The organism is Candidatus Stoquefichus sp. SB1, assembly GCF_001244545.1.
In the GTDB taxonomy this organism is placed as follows: domain Bacteria; phylum Bacillota_I; class Bacilli_A; order Erysipelotrichales; family Coprobacillaceae; genus Stoquefichus.
Window position 1 is genome coordinate 1,021,081 of sequence record NZ_LN852696.1, and the last position, 23,492, is coordinate 1,044,572.

The following is a 23,492-nucleotide window of genomic DNA, read 5'->3' on the forward strand; positions in this document are numbered from 1 at the left end:
TATATAGATGAAGATTACTTTACAAAGAACATCACCAAATTATCGTCAAAAACTCTCTACACATAGAATTATGAGAGATTTGACAATCGGATTATTAGTGATTGTTGCTTATTCATTATACAATTTATATTATAACTATACATCTAATGAACCATTAATAACAGCTGCTTTAATTTATGGTGTCTCTATTGTTGTGGGACTTGTTACAGAAGCTGTATGGGGATTAGTTCATAAAACAAATGTATTAGAACAAATAAAAAATGGGTTTCCTTGGGTTACATCAATTATTTTTGCATTGACATTACCTATTGGAACACCACTATATGTTGTAGCCATTGGCTCATTTATTTCTATTTTCTTAGGAAAATTAGTATTTGGTGGTTTTGGACAAAATATCTTTAATCCAGCTTTAGTTGGACGTGTGATTGTTCATTTATCTTTTGGTGATAAGTTATTACCTTATATTGAAGCGATGAAAGGTGCAAGTGGTGCTATTGATATTACAACATCTGCAACACCAGCAGCAATGCTTGCTGGAACAAACTGGATGGGTGGCGATGGATTTAGCTATACACTCACTGACTTGTTGCTAGGAAATCATGGTGGAACATTAGGTGAAACATGTATTTGGCTTATCTTATTAGTTGGAATTGTTTTAGTTGTGAGACGTGTTTTTGATGCCAGAATTCCAGTTGCTTATTTAGGTACAATTTTGGTATTAAGTGAAGTCTTTGCATTAGTATGTGGGTTAGATCCTGTAACTTATCCATTAACACAATTATGTTTAGGTGGAGTTGTCTTTGGGGCTGTCTTTATGGCTACTGATCCAGTGACATCACCAACGAGTCCGCTTGGTAAGATTGTTTACGGTATTTGTTTAGGTTTCTTAACAATGATTATTCGTTTGAAAGCCAATTATCCTGAAGGTGTGCTTTTCTCTATTCTTATTATGAATATGTTAACACCACTTATTGATTCATTTATTCTTGGTAGAACAAATACAAGAATGGCAAAACAATGGTTAACTGTTGGACTTTCTTTAGCTATTGCTGGTGGTTGCGTTGCTGGTATTGGTAATGGTATCCAAAGTGATATTGCTGCTGCTGAAGCAAAAGCTGCTGAAGAAGCAAAGAAAAAAGAAGAAGCTGAAAAGAAAAAAGCTGAAGAAGAAGCCAATGCATTTAACTTTAAGGTATTAGAAGAAATTGATGGTGGATACATCATGGAAACAACTGGATATTCTTCTGATAAACCAATGAAAATTGAAGTCAAGATTTCAGGAGATACAGTGAAATCTGTTAAAGTTTTAGAAGCACCAGGTGAAACTGAATATTATGGAGCTGAACTTGTTAAAGGAACTGATAAGGCATCAACAGAAGCAAAAGCTTTCTATGATAAGTTCTTAACTGGAGAATTTAAGACAAGCGATATTGATGGTGTAGATACAGCAACGGGTGCAACAATGACAACAAAAGGAATTGTTAATGCAATTAAAGGTGCAATTGTTATGTCACAAATTGAACGTGAAGTGAAAGGTGACACTTATGTATATACAATCAGTGAAGCTGGATATAGTGCTGATAAACCAATGAAAATGAAGATTACAGTGGATAAAGCAAAAGAAACTGTAACAAAAATTGAATTCTTAGATGCATCAGGTGAAACTGAATATTATGGTGCTGAACTTGTCAAAGGAACTGATAAAGCTTCTGATAAAGCCAAAGCATTCTATGATAAATATTTAGCACAGCCATTCCAATATGCAGATATTGATGGTGTTGATACTTCAACTGGAGCAACAATGACAACGAAAGGAATTGTAACTGCAATTAGAAAAGCAATTGCAGCGACAAAATAGGAGGGTTATTTATGAAGAAAATTATAACATTAGCTCTTTTCCTTGCGGTTGTTGCTGGACTTTCTGGAGCAGCTTTGTCATTTGTTTTTCAAATGACAGATCCTGTTATTCAGGAAGCAAAAATTGCAAGTGAGAAAGAAAACTTAGTTAAGATTTATACATCTGGTGAAGAATTTAAGGCAGTTGAAACAAACTTAACTGATTATCCTGCTATTCAAGGTGTTTATGAAGCGAGCAGTGGTGGAACTGTAAAAGGTTATGTCTATAAATGTAGTGTTGTAGGATATGGTGGAGCAAGTACACCTATTCAATACTTAATTGCTTTAGATCAAGATGGAACTTATAAAGGTTATGAAGTTCTTGATAAAAGTGGTGAAACAAATGGTTTTGGTTCTAAAATTGGCGATGCTGATTTTAAGAACGGTATTGTAGGAAAAAATATTGGTGACTCTATTGATACAATCTCTGGGGCAACAATATCATCAAGTGCAGTTGTTAGTGGTATCGAACAGGCAACTGCTCATTACGAAGAAAATTTGAAATAGGGAGGGAACATAGATGAAAAAATTTGATATCTTCAAAAAAGGTTTACTGATTGAAAATCCAATCTTTGTCTTATTGTTAGGTCTATGTTCAGCTCTAGCAATTACAACAAATTTAACAAATGCAGTTGGTATGGGAATGGCTGTTATTTGTGTCTTAATTATGAGTAATGTGATTATTTCATTATTGAGAAAAATCATTCCTAATGAAATTAGAATTCCTGTCTTTATCGTAATTATTGCCACATTAGTTAAATGTGTACAAATGTTAATGAATGCTTATACTCCTGCTTTATATGAATCATTAGGGGTATTCATTCCATTAATTGTTGTGAACTGTATTATTCTTGGAAGAGCTGAAAGTTTTGCTTCTAAGAATGGTGTCTTTGATTCTTTCTTAGATGCTTTAGGAATGGGATTAGGATATACTTTTGCAGTTGTTGTGATTTCATTCTTTAGAGAATTGATTGGAACAGGAGGATTATCTTTATATAATCCATTTGATGCAAGTCAAGTTATCTTTGAATTTAAGATTATTAGTGATTATGCCGTTTCATTGTTTACACAACCAGCAGGTGCATTTATCACTTTAGGTTGTATCCTTGCTTTTATTCAATTCTTAAGAGTGAGAAAAGAAAACAAAGCAAAGAAAGTGGAGGTAAAATAGTATGGAATTGGTCAGTTTATTTATTGGATTAACTTTTGTGAATAACGTTGTTTTAAGTAAATTCTATGCTGTTTGTCCATTGCTTGGGGTTTCTAAGAAACCTAAGAATGCTTTAAACATGGGATATGCTGTTACATTTGTTATTTTTGTAGCATCAATTGTGACATATGCTCTTTATCATGGTGTATTGGAACTATTAGATATTACTTATTTAGATTTAATTACATTTATCTTGGTTATTGCTTCTTTAGTCCAATTTGTTGAAATGTTCTTAAAGAAAACAAGTCCAGAGATTTATAAATCAATGGGAGTTTATTTACCATTAATTACAACAAACTGTGCTGTTTTGGGTGTTGCATTAGACAATATTAGTGCAGGTTATGGGATTGTACAAGCAGCTGTAGCTGGATTAGCAGTTCCAATTGGATTTACTATTGTTATTTATGTGTTTGCAACAATTAGAGAAAGATTAGATATCGCTAATGTTCCTGAAAGTTTTAAAGGAACTCCAATTGCATTAATTACTGCTGGTCTTATGGCATGTGCACTTGCCGGAATCGCAGGTCTTGTTTAATGAATATTTGGGCGTTTGTTTGGCTAGCCATTTTGGTTGCTGTCTTTATTGGAACGTATTTATTGAATAAAAATACCCCTAAACCTGAAGGGTGTGAAGATATGAGTGAGTGTGGAGGATGCAATAATATAGCATGCTCTCATCACAGTGCTCATCATGAGGAGGAAGACTAAGATGAATATTAGTGCTGTTTTATCATTGGTGGCTATTGGAGCGGTGCTTGGTGCTATTTTAGGTATTGCTAATAAGTATTTAATTGTTGAAGAAGATAACCGCATTGGTGAAGTTATGGAAATGTTACCTGGTGCCAATTGTGGTGGTTGTGGTTATCCTGGATGTTCTGGATTTGCTAATGCACTTGTTGAAGGTGAAGCGAAAAAAGTTTCTGCTTGTGTCGTAAGTAATCAAGAAACAAGAGAAAAAATTTCAACTTATTTAAATGAAACACCAGGGCCAGATGGTCAACCGGTGAAAGTTACTATTTAATCAAGAAGAATGAAGAATCATGAATAAAAATCATGATTCTTTTTTTGAGCAAATTTTTTGTAATTGGGTATACTTAGGTGTAGAATAGTTAGCGAGGTGAATGAGGATGAATGTAACTGATTCGATAAAATATATTGGAGTTTATGATCAAGAACTTGATTTGTTTGAAGGACAATATCCACTTAGAAATGGTGTCACTTATAATTCGTATATAATTATTGATGACAAAATTGCGATTATGGATACAGTTGATCGTAGAGGTAAGGATATTTGGCTTGAGAATGTTGAAAAGGCGCTTAATGGTAGAGAACCAGATTATTTGGTTGTTTCTCATATGGAACCAGATCATGGGGCTTGTGTGCAATACATTGCTGAGAAGTTCCCAAATATGAAAATTGTTGGAAATGTAAAAACATTTGCAATGATTGATGAATATTTTGATTTAAATGAAAACACTAAGCGTGTTCAAGTTAAAGAAGGAGACACACTGCAACTGGGTTATCATACATTACAGTTTATGATGGCGCCAATGGTTCATTGGCCAGAAGTCATGATGACTTATGAGTTGCAAGAGAAAGTTTTATTCTCAGCTGATGCTTTTGGAACATTTGAAAAAATGTCAGAAGATGAAGCATGGGTTGAAGAAGGTAGACGTTATTATACCAATATTGTTGGTAAGTATGGTTTACAGGTCAAGAATGTTTTAAAAAAGGTAAAAAACTTAGATGTTCAAATGATTTGTCCATTGCATGGACCAGTTTTAAAAGAAGAAATCATGCAATATGTCCGTTATTATGATTTATGGAGTACATATACACCTGAAGAAAGTGGTGTATTGATTGCTTGTGCTTCTATTCACGGTCATACGATGGAAGCAGCTCAGTTACTTAAATCAAAATTAGAACAACAAGGTGAAACTGTTGTTTTGCGTGATTTATCAAGAATAGATGTTTCTTATGTCATTGCTGATGCATTTCATTATGATCGTCTTGTTTTGGCAGCTTCAAGTTATGATGGTGGTGTTTTCTGTCCAATGGAGCAGTTTATTCATCATTTGAAAAGCAAAAATTTTCAAAATAGACCTATAGCATTTATTGAAAATGGAACATGGGCACCAAGTGCAGTCAAAACAATGAAAGATATCTTAGGCACTTTAAAAAACATTGATTATATGGAACCAGCAATAACTATTCGAGGAGCTTTAAAAGAACAAGATAAAGATGCTTTAGAAACAATCGCAACAACAATTATGGAAGGTGGATGTATAGATGAAATATGTGTGTGATGTATGTGGATATATTTATGATGAAGAATTAGGAGATCCTGATCAAGGGGTTGCCCCTGGAACAAAATTTGAAAATATTCCTGAAGAATGGGTTTGTCCATTATGTGGTCTAGGAACAGATGTTTTTTCTCTCATTGAAGAATAATATATAAATATTAATAAAGAATTGACCAAGCAGAATATGTTTGGTTTTTTTCATTAAAAAAATGGCTTTACATTTTTTATTGAATATGATATATTATGTTCGTAGCCGAACAAATAGGAAGTGAAAACATGTATAGAGACCCTGTTGGTCATAGGATTAAGACATTAAATAATTTAATGAAACGTGCAATGGATAAAGAGTTTGGTCATCGACCTGATCGTGCAACATTGATGCATACTTGGATTATTGGTTTTTTACAAGACCGTGAAGATTCAAATATAGATACGTTTCAAAAAGATATAGAAGAAGAGTTTTCTATTAATCGTTCAACGACTTCAGAAATGTTAAAATTGATGTGTCAAAAAGGGATGATTGAAAGAGTTGCAGTTGCTCATGATGCCCGTTTAAAGAAAATTGTTTTAACAGAGCAAAGTCGAGAGTTTAATGCCCGTATGTCTCGCCAAATGGAACATATACATGATCGCTTAGTTGATGGTTTAACCGAGTCAGAAATTGAATGTTTTATCAATATTTCGGATAAGCTTATTCATAATATAAAGAATGCACTATAAAATCAGGATAATCCTGATTTTTATTCAATTATATTGTTCGTTAGCAAACAGTTTGGTTACGTACTAAATAAAAGAAAGGATGATCTTATGATTAAAACTTTAATGAAACAAATTAAAGAATATAAAAAATCCTCTTTAGCAACTATATTCTTTGCTGTTATTGAGGTCGTTCTTGAAATTATTATTCCATTATTAATGGCAAGTTTAATTGATAAAGGGATAGAAGCTCAGAATATGGATGCAGTTATTCAATATGGTGCATTTATGTTTGGTATAGCTATTTGTACTTTACTGTTAGGTTTTTTGGCAGGAAAATATGCTGCAAAGTCTTCAACTGGATTTGCTGCAAATTTAAGAGATGCAATGTATACAAATATTCAAACATTTGCATTTTCTAACATTGATAAATACAGTACAGCAGGATTGGTGACACGTTTAACAACTGATGTTACTAATGTTCAAATTGCTTATCAGATGATTATTCGTATGTGTATTCGTGCACCAATGAGTTTGATTTGTGCTTTAGCAATGGCTTTAATGATTAATGTTGAATTAAGTATGATTTTTGTTGGTGCCATTGTTTTCTTAGTCATTATACTTGGAATCATTATGTATAAAGCTATGCATTATTTTAATGAAGTTTTTCCTAAATATGATGATTTAAACGAAAGTGTTCAAGAAAATGTTGTTGGTATTCGTGTTGTTAAATCATTTGTGAGAGAAAAACATGAGAATGAAAAATTTAAAAAAGCAGCACAAAGTATTTATAAAATGTTTGTGAAAGCTGAAGGTATCTTAGCTTTTAATAATCCTGCTATGATGTGTGCAGTATATAGCTGTATCTTATTATTGTCATGGTTAGGTGCAAAAAGTGTTGTTGCTGGAAATTTAACAACAGGAGAGTTAACAAGCTTATTTAGTTATACAATGAATATTTTAATGTCATTAATGATGTTGTCTATGGCTTTTGTCATGATTACTATGTCACTTGCTTCAGCAAGACGTATTGTGGAAGTCATTAATGAAAAATCTGACCTTGTATCTCCACCTCAAGCTTTGACTTCAGTCAAAGATGGTTCTATTGATTTTAATAAAGTGACTTTTTCTTATAAACATGGTGATGGTGAACCTGTTTTAAGAGATGTTGAATTGCATATTCATAGTGGTGAAACAATTGGGATTATTGGTGGAACTGGAAGTGCAAAAAGTAGTCTTGTGAATTTAATTAGTCGTCTTTATGATGTTGAATCAGGTAGTGTTTGTGTTGGCGGTGAAGATGTTCGCTTTTATGATTTAGAAGTTTTAAGAGATGAAGTTGCAGTTGTTTTACAAAACAATGTTCTATTTAGTGGAACAATCCTTCAAAATTTAAGATGGGGAAATGAATCTGCCACATTAGAAGAATGTCAGGATGCCTGTCGTTTGGCTTGTGCTGATGAATTTATTCAAAGATTTGAAGATGGTTATAATACTTATATTGAACAAGGTGGAACAAATGTGTCTGGAGGACAAAAGCAACGTTTATGTATTGCTAGAGCATTATTAAAGAAACCTAAAATTTTAATTTTAGATGATTCAACAAGTGCTGTAGATACAGCTACAGATGCCAGTATTCAAAAATCATTTGAAGAACGTATTCCAGATACAACAAAATTAATTATATCTCAACGTATTTCAAGTGTTCAAAGTGCTGATCGTATTATTGTTTTGAATGATGGTATTGTGGATGGCTTTGATACACATGAAAATTTATTAGCTGGAAATGAAATTTATCAAACAATTTATGAAACACAAATGAAAGGGAAGGAGGAAGCTTAATGAAAAAGCAAAATGTATTAATGCGTTTATTAAAAGATATTTTTAAACAATATAAGATCCATTTGATTATTGTTTTTATTTGTATTATTGGAAATGCTTTTGCAACAGTACAAGGAACATTATTTATGCAGGTTTTAATAGATGATTATATTATTCCTTTGATTGGAAATCCTCATCCTGATTTTAGTGGTTTATTTCAAGCTTTAATACGTGTAGGATGTTTCTTTGGTTTTGGTGTTGTATGTGCTTATTCATTTAACCGTATTATGGTTTCTGTTACTCAAGGATATTTAAGACATTTAAGAATTCAATTATTTGAACATATGGAGTCTTTACCTATTCGTTATTTTGATAGAACATCACATGGTGATATTATGTCAGTCTATACAAATGATACAGATACACTTAGACAATTAATTAGTCAATCGATCCCACAATTAGTATCAAGTGCTATTACAATTGTTACTGTCTTTATATCTATGCTGACTTTAAGTTTACCTTTAACAGGAGTAAGTCTTATCATGTTGTGTGTTATGATGTTTATATCTCGTAAACTGGGAAGTTTATCTGGTCATTATTTTGTACAGCAACAAAATGATTTAGGGAAAGTCAATGGATATATTGAAGAGATGATTTCTGGTCAAAAAGTAGTAAAGGTCTTTAATTATGAAGATAAAGCAATTGAAGGCTTTAGAAAAATGAATGGTGAGTTGCGAGAAAGTGCTTATCAAGCCAATAAATTTGCTAATATCTTAATGCCAGTTACAGTGCAAACAGGAAACATATCTTATATTATTTGTGCAATCATTGGGGCGGTATTAAGTTTAAGTGGCTATGCTGGGATAACGATAGGAACATTAGTATCATTTTTAACTTTAAATAAAAACTTTAATCAGCCAGTTGGTCAAATTTCACAACAGATCAATAGTGTTGCAATGGCACAAGCAGGAGCAAAACGTATTTTTGATTTATTGGATCAAAAAAGTGAAGTTGATGAAGGTGTTGTCACTCTATGCCGTGTGAAATATGAGAATTCTAAGATGATTGAAACGAATGAAAGAACTGGTCATTGGGCATGGCGTCATCCTCGTAGCAATGGAGAAGTTGAACTTGTTCCAATGCAAGGAGATATACGTCTTGAAAATGTTGATTTTGGTTATTTTGATGATCGAATGGTTTTACATGATGTCAGTGTTTTTGCTTCTCCTGGTGAAAAGATTGCTTTTGTTGGAGCAACAGGAGCAGGGAAAACAACGATTACAAACTTAATTAATCGTTTTTATGATATTCAAAAGGGAACAATCACATATGATGGTATTGATATTAAACTGATTAAAAAAGATGATTTAAGACGTTCTTTAGGTGTGGTTTTACAAGATACTCATTTATTTACAGGTACAATTATGGATAATATCCGCTATGGACGATTAGATGCAACTGACGAAGAATGTATTGCGGCGGCTAAGCTAGCGAATGCAGATATGTTTATTAAACATTTACCTGAAGGTTATCAAACAATGCTGACAGGTGATGGAAATCATTTATCACAAGGTCAAAGACAGTTATTGGCAATTGCCAGAGCAGCAGTCGCTAATCCACCTGCTTTGATTTTAGATGAAGCAACCTCTTCGATTGATTCTCGTACAGAAAAACTTGTTCAAAGTGGAATGGATAAATTGATGGAAGGAAGAACAACATTAGTGATTGCGCATCGTTTATCAACAATCAAAAATAGTGATTGTATTATGGTTTTGGAACAAGGGCATATTATTGAACGTGGTAATCATGAATCTTTAATGAAAGAAAAAGGAAAATATTATCAGTTATATACAGGAGCTATTGAAATGGATTAAGGTCGTAAGACCTTTTTTCTTTGTTGATAAATAAGTAAGGCTGTGATAGACTCAATCTATATATAGAAAAGAGGTAATGAGATGTCAAAAATATTAGTTTTAGCAGAAAAACCATCTGTGGGTAAAGATATAGCAAGAGTTTTAAAATGTCATCAGAAATTAAATGGAGCATTGGAAGGAAATCAATATATTGTCACTTGGGCATTGGGTCATTTGGTGACTTTAGCAGATCCAGAAAAATATGATAAACGATATAAAAATTGGAATTTAAATGATTTGCCAATTATGCCTGAACGTATGTCATTGGTGGTTATTCATCAAACAGGGAAACAATATAATGCTGTCAAAACACAAATGTTAAGAAATGATGTATCTTCAATTGTTATTGCAACGGATGCAGGACGTGAAGGAGAATTGGTTGCACGTTGGATTATTCAAAAAGCAGGAGTTAAAAAACCATTAAAGCGTTTATGGATATCATCAGTAACAGATAAAGCCATTCAAGATGGTTTTAAGCATTTAAAAGATGCAAAAGAATATGAAGCTTTATTTTATAGTGCTTATAGTCGCAGTGTTGCTGATTGGTTAGTTGGTATTAATGCAACACGTGCTTTGACTTGTAAATATAACGCACAACTCGCATGTGGGAGAGTCCAAACACCAACTTTGGCTATGATTGCTGCTCAGGAAGATAAAATTCGTCAATTTAAACCTAGGGATTTTTATGGCATTCAAATCAAAACTGATGGAATGATATGGACATGGAGAACTCAAAAAAACGAAACACATCTTTTTGATGAAGAAAAAGTTGATCACATGATAGAGGATTTACAAAATCACTCATTTCAAGTCACAGATATTCAAAAGAAAGCAAAAAAGAAATATTCACCCCAACTCTATGATTTAACAGAATTACAAAGAGATGCTAATAAAATATATGGATATTCTGCAAAAGAAACATTATCCATCATGCAAAATTTATACGAATATCACAAACTACTGACATATCCTCGAACAGATTCACGTTACCTAACAGATGATATTGTTCCAACTTTAAAAGAACGTTTAGAAGCATCATTAGGAGGACATCATGATAATACGATTCAAAAGATTCTTGCAAAACCTATTCAAAAACAATCTCACTATGTTAATAATAGTAAAGTCAGTGATCACCATGCAATCATACCAACTGAACAGCCTGCCTATTTAGGAGAACTTAATGATAGTGAATTAAAAATTTATGAATTGGTCTTAAAAAGGTTTTTAGCAGTATTATTACCACCATATGAATATGAACAAACCACATTAACTGCAACAATTGCTCATCAGTCTTTTTATGCCTCTGGGAAAATAGAAAAAGCTTTAGGCTGGAAAGAAGTTTATGGCCATATTGAAGAAGATGAGGATGATCTTTCACAAACTTTACCTGCTGTAAAAAATGGTGAGTATTTGAAAATAACAGATATGAAAAAAACCAGAGGGCAAACACAACCACCAGCTTATTTCAATGAAGCTTCTTTGTTGTCAGCAATGGAAAATCCAGTGCGTTATATGAGCGGAACTTCACAGGAATTAAATAAAACGCTCATTCATACAGGTGGTCTTGGAACTGTCGCAACAAGAGCTGATATTATTGAGAAATTATTCAATACTTTCTTAATTGAAAAACGTGGGCAAGACATTCATGTAACACAAAAAGGCCGTCAATTATTAAATCTTGTTCCTCATGACCTATGTTCACCAGAATTAACAGCGAAATGGGAAAGTGAACTTGCTTTAATTGCCAAAAGAAAGAAACATTCACAGGAATTTATTAAAGAAATACGTCAATATACAACACAAATCATTGATGAAATTGAAAACAGTGATGCTCAATTTAAACATGATAACCTAACGACCAAAAAATGTCCTGAATGTGGAGAATTGTTACTAGAAGTCAATGGTAAAAAAGGAAAAATGCTTGTGTGTTCATCACGAGAATGTCATTATAAAGAGAGTTTATCGATTGTAACAAATGCCCGCTGTCCTCAGTGTCATAAAAAATTAGAACTGGTTGGCAAAGGTGAAAAGCAGATGTTTGTTTGTAAAACATGCGGATATCGTATAAGTATGAAAGCTTTCCAAAAAGAACGCAATGAAAGAAAAACAGCAGCTGGACGAAGTGATGTTAAAAAGTATTTACAAAAACAACAAAAAGAAAAACAAACAAGTGTTGAAGATTCTCCTTTTGCAGCATTATTGAATTTAAAAGATCAGTTAAAATAGTTTCATGATATTTGGAAATATTTGTGATATCCAAGCACATTCGTTGAAAAATAACATAGTCTATGATAGACTCTGTATAGATTGATACAGAAGTATCATAATAGAGAGTGAAAGGATGATAAATATGTCAAATGTAATACATGCAAATAGTAGTGAATTTAATGATGTCATTGCCAATAATGAATTGGTTTTTGTGGATTTCTTTGCTCAATGGTGTGGACCATGTAAAATGTTAGCACCTAGCATTGAAAAATTAGCTGATGAACATCCAGAAGCAAAAGTTTTAAAAGTTGATGTTGATCAGGAAAATGCTTTAGCAATGCAATTTGGAGTTCAATCTATTCCAACTTTAATTGTGTTTAAAAATGGTCAACCAGCATCTCGTCAAATGGGATTCATGCCTTATGAAGCATTAGAACAAATGTTAAAATAAAGTGATATTTGAAACGGTATAGTTTGCTATATCGTTTTTTTGTATAATTAAAAAAGCAAGGAATTAACCTTGCTGAAGAAGTCTTTTTAAACGCATTTGTGAAGCTGTTTTCAAAATGATATCAGGTTCATTGAGATATTGGGCTAAAACATCTGCATCTTTTAACAGTTCACTATACTCATCATCAATATGTTCTTTATGACTGTGTAAAGCAATCGCATTTAAAATGATTTGTTTTTCTGAATCATTGAATTCATTTAATAAAGAAGTTAACATTTCACTGCTTCTTTTTGCATGTTCAAATGAAGAATGATGAATAAATTGAGCATAGTCATGAAATAAGCCGATAATTGCAGCCAATTCAATATTCAATCCTCTTTCTAAGGCAAGTTTTTGGCATAATGAAGAAACAGCAAGACTGTGAAAATAAGCTCTTTGTTTATAAATACCATGTGTTTTCTCTTCAATAGTTTGATAAAAAATATCTTTTAAATTCTCATATCGATTCATCGTCTTAACCCCTTTGGATATAAATTTTTAGCCTGATGATTGCTTTCTTTGTAAAAAGAAAGTGGATAATCTTCAACAAATAAAACACCATAGCCCGATTGATTGCTACCGGGAATCGATTCACCATGAAGATAGTCTAGAATTTCTTTATCAAATTCATGATATGTATAAGATTGTTTAACATCCTCTTTGTGTAAAGTTCTTGCTAAGGCTAAACTCGGTTCAAAACGATTCTTTTTACATTCACCTAGATAGAGACCATTTCTTAAAACACGTAATCCTTTCAGTTCAGGAAATTGTGGCATAATTGCATAAATATGATTGTTGTTGTCATAGAGATAAGGGGGTGTTTTGATAGAAAGATATTGTTTGAAAAAGTCATTAACGAGTTGCTGATTTTGTTTTGAAATCATCGGTTTGAGAGCTTTGATTTTAACCGGTTTGGCTTCTCCGTGTTTTTGAATAAGAGCAATAAAATGTCCTTCGCCTTGGTAATGATGAGGATATAGACGCACAGCCTCTGGCATATGAACACCTGGCAGTATGCCATGACTCTTATCAAGCGGTATGAGAGAGCAATCATGGTGGTCTAATAAATACTGGATCTGTTGTTCATTTTCAATCGTATTGTATGTACATGTTGAATAAATCAGTTGTCCACCTGGTTTTAATAAAGTCATTGCTGCATCAATCAATTGACGTTGAATATAAGCACATTCATGCACTTTTTCCATTGACCATGTATCAATAGCTGCGTCGCTTTTTCGAAACATCCCTTCACCACTGCAAGGGGCATCTAAAATAATCTTATCAAAAAAACCTACTAATCCTTGAGTCATCTGTAAAGGATCACAATTTGTAACAATAGTATTTTTAAGTCCAAATCTTTCAACATTCTCAGAAAGGATCTTAGCACGCAATAAAACAATATCATTCGTAATCATTAGCCCCTGAGAGGATAAACGACTTGCGACTGCACAGGTTTTTCCACCAGGAGCCCCACACATATCTAAAATATAATCATCTGGCTGAATATCTAAAAAGTGTGAAACAAGCATTGCGCTTGGTTCTTGAATATAATAAAGTCCACATGAAAAAAAAGGCGATTTTCCTAATGGATAGCTTTCATAATCAAAATAATAACCATCTTTTACAACAACATGAGGATGAATATATTGTTGCTTTAAATATTTTAATCCATTTTTTTTAGCTGGATTAAGATAAAAACCCTTAACTGGTGGTTTTTCTAATGCCTGCATAAAATCATCATATTCATCTTTTAATAAATCTTGCATTTGTTCTTGAAATAATTTATTCATTCTTATCACCTTTTATCATTATACAAATCAAAATGAGATGTGTAAACAAAGAATCTATGATATACTGAATTTGGTGATGAAAATGAAAAGATGTGCATGGGCATACAATGATGAATTAAGAGAATATCATGATCATATTTGGGGTCAGCCTCAACATGATGAGGTGATGCTCTATCGAATGTTAATATTAGAAGGGTTACAAGCTGGATTAAGTTGGGATATTGTTTTAAAAAAAGAAAAGGCTTATGAACAAGCGCTTGATCATTTTGAATATGAAAAGATTGCAAAGTACAATGAAGACAAATATCAGGAATTAATGCAAACACCTTTATTGATTAAAAACAAACTCAAAATGAAAGCCATTATAACAAATGCGCAGGCATTTATAAAAGTACAAGATGAATTTAAGAGTTTTGATCATTATATTTGGTCATACGTTAATTTTAAACCAATTAAACACCATTATCATTCTTCATCAGAGGTACCAGCTTTTGATGAACTTTCACAATTGATTTCTAAGGATTTAAAGAAGAGAGGGTTTAAATTTGTTGGACCAACTATTATTTATAGTTATTTACAGGCAATTGGTATTTATAATGATCATGAAATTGATTGTGACTTATATTGACGATTCCTTTTTAAAAATGAATATTGTATAATATAAGTATCTAAGAAATTAAAGGAGGTAATAAAGAAATGAGTTTTCCAAAAGATTTTTTATGGGGTGGTGCAGTTGCTGCCAATCAATGTGAAGGTGCCTATTTAGAGGATGGAAAAGGATTATCAGTTCCTGATATGTTATTGGGTGGAGATGTTCATACACCAAGAACTTTCTTACCAAAAACGGATCTAAATGCTTTCTATCCAAGTCATGAAGCCATTGATTTTTATCATCATTACAAAGAAGATATTGCTATGTTTGCTGAGATGGGATGGAATGTTTTTAGACTTTCTATTAACTGGGGACGTATCTTCCCTAATGGTGATGATGACGAGCCAAATGAAGCTGGTTTAGCATTTTATGACAAAGTTTTTGATGAATGTCATAAATATGGAATGGAACCATTAGTGACTTTATGTCATTATGAAATTCCATGGAATATTGTGACAAAATATAATGGTTTTTCTGATCGTCGCGTTATTGATTTATTTGTTAAATATGCAACAACTTGTTTTGAACGTTATAAAGACAAAGTAAAATATTGGTTAACATTTAATGAAATTAATATTCCTTGTATGGGGGAAGGTGGTATTGGTAATCTTTATGGATTAGGAATAATGGATAAAGATGATGTCAATGCAGATCATCGTATTCCATTAAATGAATTAAAATCTAATGATCAAATAACATTTATGGCTTTACATAATGAATTTGTCGCAAGTGCTTTAACTGTGAAAGCAGGACATGCGATTAATCCTGATTTTATGATTGGAAACATGATTGCTCATACAACACTTTATCCTTTAACACCAAATCCAAAGGATATTATGGCTGCTTTTGATGAAGAAAACTTTAAAAACAATTTCTGTGGTGATGTTCAGGTACGTGGAGAATATCCAAGTTTTATGTTTAGATATTTTAAAGAACATGGAATTGATACTTCGTTTATTACAAAAGAGGATAAACAGATTTTAAAAGAGGGAACAGTGGACTTCTATACATTCTCTTATTACATGTCTAACTGTGTAACTGTTGATGAAAATGCTGAAAAGACACAGGGAAATATGTCTGTAGGAGCAAAGAATCCTTACTTAAAAGCCTCTGATTGGGGTTGGCAAATCGATCCTGATGGATTAAGATATACTTTAAACGTTTTACATGATCGTTATCCAAAAACACCATTAATGATTGTCGAAAATGGTTTTGGTGCATTTGATAAGGTAGAAGCAGATGGATCTATTCATGATGATTACCGTATTGATTATTTCAGAGGACATATTCAGGCTATGAGTGAAGCGATTGAAGATGGTGTACCTTTAATTGGTTATACAACTTGGGGTCCTATTGATTTAGTTTCTGCGGGAACTGGACAATATGCAAAACGTTATGGTTTTATCTATGTTGATAGACATGATGATGGAACAGGAGATTTTTCAAGAAGTAAAAAAGATTCATTTTACTGGTATAAAAAAGTCATTGCTAGTCATGGTGAAGATTTAGATTAATCATTAAAAACCAATCTCTTATGGGGATTGGTTTTCCATATAAATTAATCATAATTTCTATTGCATTTTATAAAAATATATAATATAATAATTGAGCAGTTCGCATTGCCCGAGTGGCGAAATTGGTATACGCACAGCACTCAAAATGCTGCGACTCGCGTCATGTCGGTTCGAGTCCGACCTCGGGCACCAATACTTATATGAAAGACTTTCTTTATGAGAAGGTCTTTTTTTGTTTTTGGTTTCAATATTCTTTATAAACTATTTATGCATTATTCATGAGAATAAAGGTGATTTTCATCAATAATCAATTAAATTTGTTGAAAAATGTTATCCTATAGATAGATAATGTTTTACAAATTTAGACAAAAACAGATAAGAACTGATACGCAAAAATTCTTATATTCGTCTTTTTTTTGCTATAAAAGTATAAACTTCTTAGGAAATATATCGTTTTATAGTAGAATGGAGTTAGGAGGTAACGTATATGATATTAGAACGTGTTGTAAATTGTATTGATGAGGTCTATAAGGATATTTTAAAGAGTCCGTCAGTGAATATTCAAAAATGGATTCATCAGTTTCGTGAGGAAATGGATGATCAGGAAGTTGAGGGAATGATTAAAAAATCAATTATAGCATCACTGACTTTATGTATGTCTCAAGGGATTATTGATGATGATTTTTTTGAAAGTGCATTAATTCAAAATTTTGACTTTATTATTCAAAAATTACCAAATATGAAAAAAAGTATGTTATTAAAAATAGAATTAGTGGGATTAGAAAAACAAATTTATCGTGTTATGAAAGTGCCTTATGGCATTATATTGGCTGATTTAGCTTATCTTATTTTGGCTTCTATGAATGCTGATGGGAGTCATTTGTTTACTTTGAAAATCGATGGTGTGCGTTATGGGTGTGATGCATGTGATGAGGACTTTATTGAGGAATATGCAGCAGATGTAACAATTCCTGAATTAGAGCTTGAAAAAGGTGATCAATTTGAATTATGGTATGATTTTGGTGATGATTATTTCTTTCATATTGATATTATTGATATTGAAGAACATGATCAGTTACAATCTTTTGAAGATTTGGAAATTATTGATGGAAACGGTTATGGTATTTGGGAAGATGCACATCGTTTGTTAGATTTGTATTATATGAATCGTAAGGAATTTTTAAAGACAATTGATGAGTATGGTTTATCAGATGAAGATTTTATATTTGAAGAGTTTGATATTGATACATATAATGAAATGTTAATTGATGATTTTGAATATTTAAAGATGGCTTATGAAATGCCAGAAGAAATGGAAATATAAAAAACTTGACTTAGAGTAGGCTTTAAGTTGTATACTTAATCATAGGAGGTTAAGTATGATTTATAAATTTGAAGTTTTGATAACACCTTTTCAATTATCTCGAACAATTCATTTGTATTTGCCAGATAATTATGAAGAAAGTGATGAAAGATATCCAGTGATTTATATGTATGATGGTCATAATTTGTTTCGTGACCAAGATGCAACATATGGAAAATCATGGGGAATGGAGACGTTTTTAAATAACTATGATAAACCTTTTATTGTTGTAGGCATGGAGTGTAATCATGAAGGACAAAAACGTTTAGATGAATATTGTCCCTATGAAGTTGAAAATGCCTACTTTGGTAAGATTCAAGGACAAGGTAAGCCGTTTATGCAATGGGTTGTTGATGAATTAAAACCATATATAGATACTCATTATCGAACAATTCCATTTCGTGAATGTACAATGATAGGAGGCAGTTCAATGGGTGGTCTGATGGCTTTATATACAGTTATCAAGCATAATGATATTTTTTCTAAGGCGGCCTGTTTATCATCAGCAATTGGATTTTGTTTTCATGAATTGCAGGATGAATTAAATCAAGCCAATCTGCAATCTGATACCAAGATTTACATGGATTGGGGAAGTGAAGAATCACGTCATAAACGTGGACTTGCCTATGCCACTTCACAGAATCTTGAAATGTCTCACCAACTTGTATTAAGAGGTGCTCAAACATATCCTCATCTTATCATTAATGGAAAACACAATGAAGCAACTTGGGAGAAACAGATTCCTATTTTCATGGATTATTTATGGAAATAAAAGTATAAAAAAGTTTTTACGTCTAAGAGGTTATTAACAAGACTGGTTGACTGGTTTTGTTGATAACCTTTTTTGCATGATATCAAAAAAGTGACTAAAGACTTGGCGTCTTTAATCACTCATATTTTCACTCTCTTATAGATAATGATATATTATTCAGTTTTTGTTTTTTTAGCTTCAAGCCATAACATATGTAGAACTTCAATCAGCATTTTACGTGTTTTGGAATCAAGTAACGTTAATTCTTTGATAGCATTTAATATATGTTTATAAGAAATGTGTGATAAATCAGTAAAGGTATAAAGATCTAATGAATCAAAGAGTCCAAACATGGCTTCTACAAATTGATGTTTTTCTTCATTGGTTAATTTTTCTAAGAAAAGAATGACTTTGATTGCAAATTGTACACTTTCAAAAGATAATTCATCATCAACAAAATGCTGTGGTGCCACTTCCCATGAAAAGCCGTTGTGCTGTAACATGCCAGTATAATGACTATGAACAACAGTATATTGTTCTTCGTGACCGAGGACAATGCCAAAAAAAGAATAGTGAGGTATATAGCTATGAATACGTGGTAACATGTCTTTATATTGTGATGAGACCATAATTTCATCCTGAAATCCTGGCCCATCAAAATTATCAACTTTAATGATTCGCTTTTTTGTATCATTGTGCGTAAAACAGGCAGCATACATAGCAAGATTTCCACCTTTAGAATGACCTACTAACCATAATGGACAATTCTTTTTGTATTGAAAATGTTTTTTTATTCTTTGAAATAAAGATGAATCAAGATGTCTATTTTTTAATGATTCAATCAATGAAGTGTTATTTTGATACTGTGAAATATAGTGCAGATATTCAGCAGAAGATATTTGTGCTGGAACAACATTTTCACATAGCATTAAAAAATCTTCATGCCATCCAACGAGAGTATCATCTGTACCACGATAGGCAATCACTAATCTTTGATCCTCAAGCTGCAAAGTCATTGCTGAAAATTGTTTAATCAGTTCTTTATCAATATCATTAATATAACTAAGAATACGAATGTTTTGATAACGAAGAGAATGTGCCATCTTTTCAAAAAGATAATGACTTTCAATAAGAATGGAAGAGAGTTGCATTTCATCTAATGATTTATTTCTATGAACATAAAGTTCATAGACTTCTTTTAAAGTATATGACTTTTCAAAATCCAAATCAATTAAACCATCTAAATTGACATAAGCGAATTCACTAAAAATCAGTGCATCTACTTCATTGTATGGAAAATCAATTGGAGAAAGATCACCACGTAAATCTACATAATCGTAAATTGTGTTTTTCATAAGCACCCTTCCTTTCATAATGAAACCTATTCTACATGATTTTTGAATAAAAATCAAATAACTAAAAATAAGATATTTGGTGTCTAAAAAAGAGATAATTTGCCAAAATATATAAAATGTGATACTCTTACAAAAGAGGAAGTGAAAAAATGAAAGCGTTTGATAATAAATATTTAAAAAGAATTGTTTTTAGTATTCAATTGGTTTCTTTATTGGTATTATTGAGTGTGGCTTATACGGTCCAACTTATACCAGTAAAATATTTAATTATTGTAAGTATTGTATTGATTTTATTGTTGGTTGGAGAATATTTTTTTATATTTTATAAAAAGCCACGAAGTAAAAGATCATTAATAACGCAAATAATGAGTGTTTTGTTAAGTTGTGTCATGGTTGTAGGGGCTTTTTATATTTATAAAACAAGACAAATTGTTGATTTAATGACAGAAAGTAAATTTCAAACAAGAGCAATTTCTGTGATTGTTTTAAAAGATTCTGCTATTAAAAATGTTGAGCAATTGCCTAAACATCAAACAGGTTATATTTCTTCAATAGATGCACAAACAATGACTTATACAATTGATCAATTGAAAAAAGATATTGGAGATATTCAGTTAAGTGATTATAAAGATTTTACTAAATTGGTAGGCGCTCTTTATGATCAAAAAGTTGATGCGATTATTTTAGATGAAGCGTTTAGAAGTTTGGTAGAACAAACACATGATGCTTTTAATGATGAAACACGTGTCATCTATCAGGTGAAAAAGGATGAAAAGGCTGTCAGTGCAAAAAATGTAGATGTTACTGAGAAACCATTTTTGGTATTTATTAGTGGTAATGATGAATATGGTGATTTATCTGCTGTTTCACGTAGTGATGTGAATATGCTAGTTGGTGTGAATCCAAAAAATCATCAAATTCTTTTAATTAGTATTCCTCGTGATACATATTATCCTTTGCATATGAATGGTCAATATGATAAATTTACCCATGCCGGTATTTATGGATTGCAAGAAAGTGTCAATACTTTACAAGATATCGTCAAAGAAGATATTAACTATTATGCCCGTATGAATTTTACTTCTTTTATTAAAATTGTTGATGCATTAGGAGGAATTACTGTTAATTCACCAGTTGCTTTTACAACTAAAATTGGTAAATATGAAATTAAAGAAGGAGAAAATAAGCTGAATGCAAAACAGGCGTTATCATTTGTAAGAGAAAGAAAATCTTTTGTAGATGGTGATTTTGCACGTGGACGTAATCAGCAGCGTATGATTTCAGCCATTGTTAAAAAGGTTTGTTCACCAGCTATCTTAACATCTTTTTCAGCTGTTTTAGATACTGTAAGTCAAAGTGTTGAAACAAATTTTTCTAGTCATGAAATCAACGCATTGGTTCAAATGCAGTTATCAGATATGCCTTCTTGGGATATTCAGTCATATCAAATATCTGGGGTTCCTAATACATTGCCTTGTTATTCAATGGGAGGTATTAGTGCTTCAGTTGTTCAGCCATCCCCAGCATCTATCAAACAAGCTACAGAATATATAGATGCTTTAATGGCAAATCAAAAAATCCAGACGGATGCTGGAGATTTAAATCAGTAAAAAGGAGATATTATGAAAGAAACGCTATTATTATACCATATGCCCCAATCTATTTTAGAAAAGATAGAAGACATTGCTAAACAATTACATATTGATATTCAAATCATTGATGATTCTCAAATTCATGAAACGATGGGATATCTTTTATCAATAGAGGGTTATCCAGCTTCAAAACCTCAAGATAAACCAGAAGATATGAATCAGGAATTTATCTTCTTTGCTGGTATGAGTGATCAGCAATTGGATATTCTTTTACAATTATTCCAGATGAATGATATTCCTAAAATTCCCTATAAAGCAATGTTAACAAAACATAATATGAACTATACTTTTATTCAATTATATAAAAGTGTTCAAAATGAATATTGGCAGATGTCACAAATGAGTAGAACTGATTAGTTCTACTTTTTTGCTAAAAAAATCCTAAGCAGTTGCATACTTAGGATCACAAGTTAAATTCATTTGTAGATTTCTGAGGGTTGCCATATCTTTATTGCTAAGAATAACAGTTGAATGTATTTCGCAATCTTTTAACAATGGTAAAACCTCTAAACATTTTTTTGCATTAGGTTCAGTTGATGAAGCAATTGTAAGTGTTAATAAAACTTCATCAATATCTAATAGCGGATTTTTAATATTCAAATAATCATTCTTTAATGAAAGAATAGATTGCAGCATAGCAGGAGAAATTAATTCAATTTCCTGATGAATGCCAGCTAGATATTTCAAGGCATTCAATAATGCCGCACTAGAAGAACGTAATAATGAAGATGTTTTTCCACTAATCAGTTGTCCATCATTTAATTCAATAGCACAAGCAGGAACTTGCCTGATTTTGGCAACTTCTTTAGCCACAATTGCACATTTACGATTTTTCGCATCAACATTTGCCTGTGATAATAACATTTGCATTTTTTCTAATGATTTGTTGTTGATTTTACCCATTAGAAAATCAACTTGCGCATGATAATAACGTCTGACAATTTCTCGACAACTTGCATCTTTAGCGGCTTCATCATCAATAATTGCATAACCAGCCATGTTGACACCCATATCAGTTGGTGAAGCATAAGGTGATTCACCAAATATTTTTTTAAACATAGCATTTAAAACTGGGAAAATCTCGATATCACGATTATAATTGACAGTTGTTTCGTTATATTTTTCTAGATGGAATGGGTCAATCATATTCACATCATTTAAATCAATTGTTGCTGCTTCATAGGCTAAATTGACAGGATGCTTTAATGGTAAATTCCAAACTGGGAAAGTTTCAAACTTTGCATAACCAGCATGAATACCATGAAGGTGTTCATGATATAATTGAGATAAGCAAGTTGCCATTTTTCCTGAACCAGGTCCTGGAGCAGTCACAACAACCAAAGGTTTAGAAGTTGTGATATAATCATTTTTTCCAAATCCCTCAGATGAAATGATATGATCAACATCATGAGGATAACCTTCAATAGGATATTGCATAAAAACTTTTATCCCACTGTTTTCAATTTTTTTCTTAAATGTATCAGCAGCATTTTGATGCTGATATTGAGTAATTGTGACACTACCAACATATAAACCAACACGGTTGTATTCACCAATTAATCGTAACACTTCATCATCATATGAAATTCCTAAATCTCGTCTCACTTTATGACGCTCTAAATCTTTTGCACAAACAGCGATAATGACTTCTACTTTATCTTTTAAGGTAAGCAACATCTTTAGTTTACTGTCTGGTTCAAAGCCAGGCAAAACACGTGACGCATGATTATCATCAAAAAGCTTACCACCAAATTCTAAGTATAATTTATTATCGAATTGGTCAATTCTTTCTTGAATATGTTTTGATTGTAATTCTACATATAATTCATTACTAAATGCCTTTTTCATTCTCTTTCACTCCTAGATTTCATTATATAG

23 protein-coding genes and 1 tRNA gene are annotated in these 23,492 nt (G+C 32.0%); 20 read left to right on the plus strand and 4 right to left on the minus strand.

The window, feature by feature from the left end; translation table 11 throughout:
• Nucleotides 1-7: 7 nt before the first annotated feature.
• The 13 genes from BN1865_RS17640 to trxA all read left to right on the plus strand — a co-directional run bounded on the left by BN1865_RS17640 (nt 8) and on the right by trxA (nt 12,498).
• Nucleotides 8-1,858 carry an RnfABCDGE type electron transport complex subunit D gene (locus BN1865_RS17640; protein WP_050638557.1) on the plus strand — a complete coding sequence of 617 codons (1,851 nt, stop codon included), beginning with the start codon at nt 8-10 and terminating at the stop codon, nt 1,856-1,858.
• Nucleotides 1,859-1,869: 11 nt separating this feature from the next.
• Complete coding sequence (locus BN1865_RS17645; RefSeq protein ID WP_050638558.1) at nt 1,870-2,403, plus strand: FMN-binding protein; 534 nt, start codon at nt 1,870-1,872, stop codon at nt 2,401-2,403.
• A 13-nt stretch (nt 2,404-2,416) separates the two neighbouring features.
• Entirely contained in the window at nt 2,417-3,067 is a 651-nt protein-coding gene (gene rsxE / locus BN1865_RS17650; RefSeq protein ID WP_050638559.1) for an electron transport complex subunit RsxE, read from the plus strand.
• 1 nt (nt 3,068) lies between these two features.
• Nucleotides 3,069-3,641 carry an electron transport complex protein RnfA gene (locus tag BN1865_RS17655; RefSeq protein WP_050638560.1) on the plus strand — a complete coding sequence of 191 codons (573 nt, stop codon included), beginning with the start codon at nt 3,069-3,071 and terminating at the stop codon, nt 3,639-3,641.
• Nucleotides 3,641-3,814, plus strand: a complete 174-nt coding sequence (locus BN1865_RS18650; protein WP_198527308.1) for a hypothetical protein — start codon at nt 3,641-3,643, stop codon at nt 3,812-3,814. The genes BN1865_RS17655 and BN1865_RS18650 overlap by 1 nt, the downstream gene beginning before the upstream one ends.
• A gap of 1 nt (nt 3,815) precedes the next feature.
• Nucleotides 3,816-4,127 carry an RnfABCDGE type electron transport complex subunit B gene (locus BN1865_RS17660; RefSeq protein WP_050638561.1) on the plus strand — a complete coding sequence of 104 codons (312 nt, stop codon included), beginning with the start codon at nt 3,816-3,818 and terminating at the stop codon, nt 4,125-4,127.
• A 106-nt stretch (nt 4,128-4,233) separates the two neighbouring features.
• Entirely contained in the window at nt 4,234-5,412 is a 1,179-nt protein-coding gene (locus BN1865_RS17665; RefSeq protein WP_082190036.1) for an FprA family A-type flavoprotein, read from the plus strand.
• Nucleotides 5,396-5,557, plus strand: a complete 162-nt coding sequence (gene rd, locus BN1865_RS18135) for a rubredoxin (RefSeq protein ID WP_082190037.1) — start codon at nt 5,396-5,398, stop codon at nt 5,555-5,557. The genes BN1865_RS17665 and rd overlap by 17 nt, the downstream gene beginning before the upstream one ends.
• A 95-nt stretch (nt 5,558-5,652) precedes the next feature.
• Nucleotides 5,653-6,129, plus strand: a complete 477-nt coding sequence (locus BN1865_RS17670; RefSeq protein ID WP_232780439.1) for a MarR family winged helix-turn-helix transcriptional regulator — start codon at nt 5,653-5,655, stop codon at nt 6,127-6,129.
• An 87-nt stretch (nt 6,130-6,216) separates the two neighbouring features.
• The gene (locus BN1865_RS17675) at nt 6,217-7,947 is read left to right on the plus strand and encodes an ABC transporter ATP-binding protein (protein ID WP_050638564.1); all 1,731 of its coding nucleotides are present in this window, start codon (nt 6,217-6,219) and stop codon (nt 7,945-7,947) included.
• On the plus strand, nt 7,947-9,800 hold the full coding sequence (locus BN1865_RS17680; RefSeq protein ID WP_050638565.1) for an ABC transporter ATP-binding protein: 1,854 nt from the start codon (nt 7,947-7,949) through the stop codon (nt 9,798-9,800). The genes BN1865_RS17675 and BN1865_RS17680 overlap by 1 nt, the downstream gene beginning before the upstream one ends.
• 81 nt (nt 9,801-9,881) lie before the next feature.
• The gene (locus tag BN1865_RS17685) at nt 9,882-12,065 is read left to right on the plus strand and encodes a DNA topoisomerase III (protein WP_050638566.1); all 2,184 of its coding nucleotides are present in this window, start codon (nt 9,882-9,884) and stop codon (nt 12,063-12,065) included.
• Between the two features lie 124 nt (nt 12,066-12,189).
• Nucleotides 12,190-12,498, plus strand: coding sequence for a thioredoxin (gene trxA / locus BN1865_RS17690; RefSeq protein ID WP_050638567.1), 309 nt, complete (start codon nt 12,190-12,192; stop codon nt 12,496-12,498).
• Between the two features lie 63 nt (nt 12,499-12,561).
• On the opposite strand, the gene BN1865_RS17695 is transcribed toward trxA, so the two are convergent.
• Together BN1865_RS17695 and BN1865_RS17700 are read right to left on the minus strand one after the other, a co-directional pair.
• The gene (locus tag BN1865_RS17695) at nt 12,562-13,008 is read right to left on the minus strand and encodes an HD domain-containing protein (RefSeq protein WP_050638568.1); all 447 of its coding nucleotides are present in this window, start codon (nt 13,006-13,008) and stop codon (nt 12,562-12,564) included.
• Nucleotides 13,005-14,327, minus strand: coding sequence for an RsmF rRNA methyltransferase first C-terminal domain-containing protein (locus tag BN1865_RS17700; protein WP_050638569.1), 1,323 nt, complete (start codon nt 14,325-14,327; stop codon nt 13,005-13,007). The genes BN1865_RS17695 and BN1865_RS17700 overlap by 4 nt, the downstream gene beginning before the upstream one ends.
• Nucleotides 14,328-14,409: 82 nt before the next feature.
• Here BN1865_RS17700 and BN1865_RS17705 point away from each other — a divergent pair, with 82 nt between their 5' ends.
• The 5 genes from BN1865_RS17705 (at nt 14,410) to BN1865_RS17725 (ending at nt 18,628) form a co-directional block, all read left to right on the plus strand.
• Complete coding sequence (locus tag BN1865_RS17705) at nt 14,410-14,955, plus strand: DNA-3-methyladenine glycosylase I (RefSeq protein WP_050638570.1); 546 nt, start codon at nt 14,410-14,412, stop codon at nt 14,953-14,955.
• A 68-nt stretch (nt 14,956-15,023) separates the two neighbouring features.
• Nucleotides 15,024-16,493 (plus strand): glycoside hydrolase family 1 protein, encoded by a 1,470-nt coding sequence (locus tag BN1865_RS17710; protein WP_050638571.1) that lies wholly within the window; start codon nt 15,024-15,026, stop codon nt 16,491-16,493.
• A 107-nt stretch (nt 16,494-16,600) separates the two neighbouring features.
• Nucleotides 16,601-16,685: transfer RNA gene (locus BN1865_RS17715), tRNA-Leu, on the plus strand.
• A gap of 295 nt (nt 16,686-16,980) precedes the next feature.
• On the plus strand, nt 16,981-17,817 hold the full coding sequence (locus BN1865_RS17720; protein ID WP_050638572.1) for an IS1096 element passenger TnpR family protein: 837 nt from the start codon (nt 16,981-16,983) through the stop codon (nt 17,815-17,817).
• Nucleotides 17,818-17,872: 55 nt separating this feature from the next.
• Nucleotides 17,873-18,628 (plus strand): alpha/beta hydrolase, encoded by a 756-nt coding sequence (locus BN1865_RS17725; RefSeq protein WP_050638573.1) that lies wholly within the window; start codon nt 17,873-17,875, stop codon nt 18,626-18,628.
• 152 nt (nt 18,629-18,780) lie between these two features.
• Here the strand turns inward: BN1865_RS17725 and BN1865_RS17730 are convergent, their stop codons facing one another.
• Nucleotides 18,781-19,962 (minus strand): Mbeg1-like protein, encoded by a 1,182-nt coding sequence (locus tag BN1865_RS17730; RefSeq protein WP_050638574.1) that lies wholly within the window; start codon nt 19,960-19,962, stop codon nt 18,781-18,783.
• A gap of 149 nt (nt 19,963-20,111) precedes the next feature.
• Here BN1865_RS17730 and BN1865_RS17735 point away from each other — a divergent pair, with 149 nt between their 5' ends.
• On the plus strand, nt 20,112-21,572 hold the full coding sequence (locus BN1865_RS17735) for an LCP family protein (protein WP_050638575.1): 1,461 nt from the start codon (nt 20,112-20,114) through the stop codon (nt 21,570-21,572).
• A gap of 12 nt (nt 21,573-21,584) precedes the next feature.
• Nucleotides 21,585-21,971: a DUF3783 domain-containing protein gene (locus BN1865_RS17740; RefSeq protein WP_050638576.1), complete on the plus strand. Its 387-nt coding sequence runs from the start codon at nt 21,585-21,587 to the stop codon at nt 21,969-21,971.
• Between the two features lie 24 nt (nt 21,972-21,995).
• Here BN1865_RS17740 and BN1865_RS17745 read toward each other — a convergent pair whose 3' ends face one another.
• The gene (locus BN1865_RS17745) at nt 21,996-23,462 is read right to left on the minus strand and encodes a DUF1846 domain-containing protein (RefSeq protein WP_050638577.1); all 1,467 of its coding nucleotides are present in this window, start codon (nt 23,460-23,462) and stop codon (nt 21,996-21,998) included.
• Between the last annotated feature and the right edge of the window lie 30 nt (nt 23,463-23,492).

Coding starts and splice junctions, on each gene's coding strand:
- BN1865_RS17640 (WP_050638557.1), top strand. CDS start 8: ATGAAGATTACTTTACAAAGAACATCACCAAATTATCGTCAAAAACTC.
- BN1865_RS17645 (WP_050638558.1), top strand. CDS start 1,870: ATGAAGAAAATTATAACATTAGCTCTTTTCCTTGCGGTTGTTGCTGGA.
- rsxE (WP_050638559.1), top strand. CDS start 2,417: ATGAAAAAATTTGATATCTTCAAAAAAGGTTTACTGATTGAAAATCCA.
- BN1865_RS17655 (WP_050638560.1), top strand. CDS start 3,069: ATGGAATTGGTCAGTTTATTTATTGGATTAACTTTTGTGAATAACGTT.
- BN1865_RS18650 (WP_198527308.1), top strand. CDS start 3,641: ATGAATATTTGGGCGTTTGTTTGGCTAGCCATTTTGGTTGCTGTCTTT.
- BN1865_RS17660 (WP_050638561.1), top strand. CDS start 3,816: ATGAATATTAGTGCTGTTTTATCATTGGTGGCTATTGGAGCGGTGCTT.
- BN1865_RS17665 (WP_082190036.1), top strand. CDS start 4,234: ATGAATGTAACTGATTCGATAAAATATATTGGAGTTTATGATCAAGAA.
- rd (WP_082190037.1), top strand. CDS start 5,396: ATGAAATATGTGTGTGATGTATGTGGATATATTTATGATGAAGAATTA.
- BN1865_RS17670 (WP_232780439.1), top strand. CDS start 5,653: ATGTTCGTAGCCGAACAAATAGGAAGTGAAAACATGTATAGAGACCCT.
- BN1865_RS17675 (WP_050638564.1), top strand. CDS start 6,217: ATGATTAAAACTTTAATGAAACAAATTAAAGAATATAAAAAATCCTCT.
- BN1865_RS17680 (WP_050638565.1), top strand. CDS start 7,947: ATGAAAAAGCAAAATGTATTAATGCGTTTATTAAAAGATATTTTTAAA.
- BN1865_RS17685 (WP_050638566.1), top strand. CDS start 9,882: ATGTCAAAAATATTAGTTTTAGCAGAAAAACCATCTGTGGGTAAAGAT.
- trxA (WP_050638567.1), top strand. CDS start 12,190: ATGTCAAATGTAATACATGCAAATAGTAGTGAATTTAATGATGTCATT.
- BN1865_RS17695 (WP_050638568.1), bottom strand. CDS start 13,008: ATGAATCGATATGAGAATTTAAAAGATATTTTTTATCAAACTATTGAA.
- BN1865_RS17700 (WP_050638569.1), bottom strand. CDS start 14,327: ATGAATAAATTATTTCAAGAACAAATGCAAGATTTATTAAAAGATGAA.
- BN1865_RS17705 (WP_050638570.1), top strand. CDS start 14,410: ATGAAAAGATGTGCATGGGCATACAATGATGAATTAAGAGAATATCAT.
- BN1865_RS17710 (WP_050638571.1), top strand. CDS start 15,024: ATGAGTTTTCCAAAAGATTTTTTATGGGGTGGTGCAGTTGCTGCCAAT.
- BN1865_RS17720 (WP_050638572.1), top strand. CDS start 16,981: ATGATATTAGAACGTGTTGTAAATTGTATTGATGAGGTCTATAAGGAT.
- BN1865_RS17725 (WP_050638573.1), top strand. CDS start 17,873: ATGATTTATAAATTTGAAGTTTTGATAACACCTTTTCAATTATCTCGA.
- BN1865_RS17730 (WP_050638574.1), bottom strand. CDS start 19,962: ATGAAAAACACAATTTACGATTATGTAGATTTACGTGGTGATCTTTCT.
- BN1865_RS17735 (WP_050638575.1), top strand. CDS start 20,112: ATGAAAGCGTTTGATAATAAATATTTAAAAAGAATTGTTTTTAGTATT.
- BN1865_RS17740 (WP_050638576.1), top strand. CDS start 21,585: ATGAAAGAAACGCTATTATTATACCATATGCCCCAATCTATTTTAGAA.
- BN1865_RS17745 (WP_050638577.1), bottom strand. CDS start 23,462: ATGAAAAAGGCATTTAGTAATGAATTATATGTAGAATTACAATCAAAA.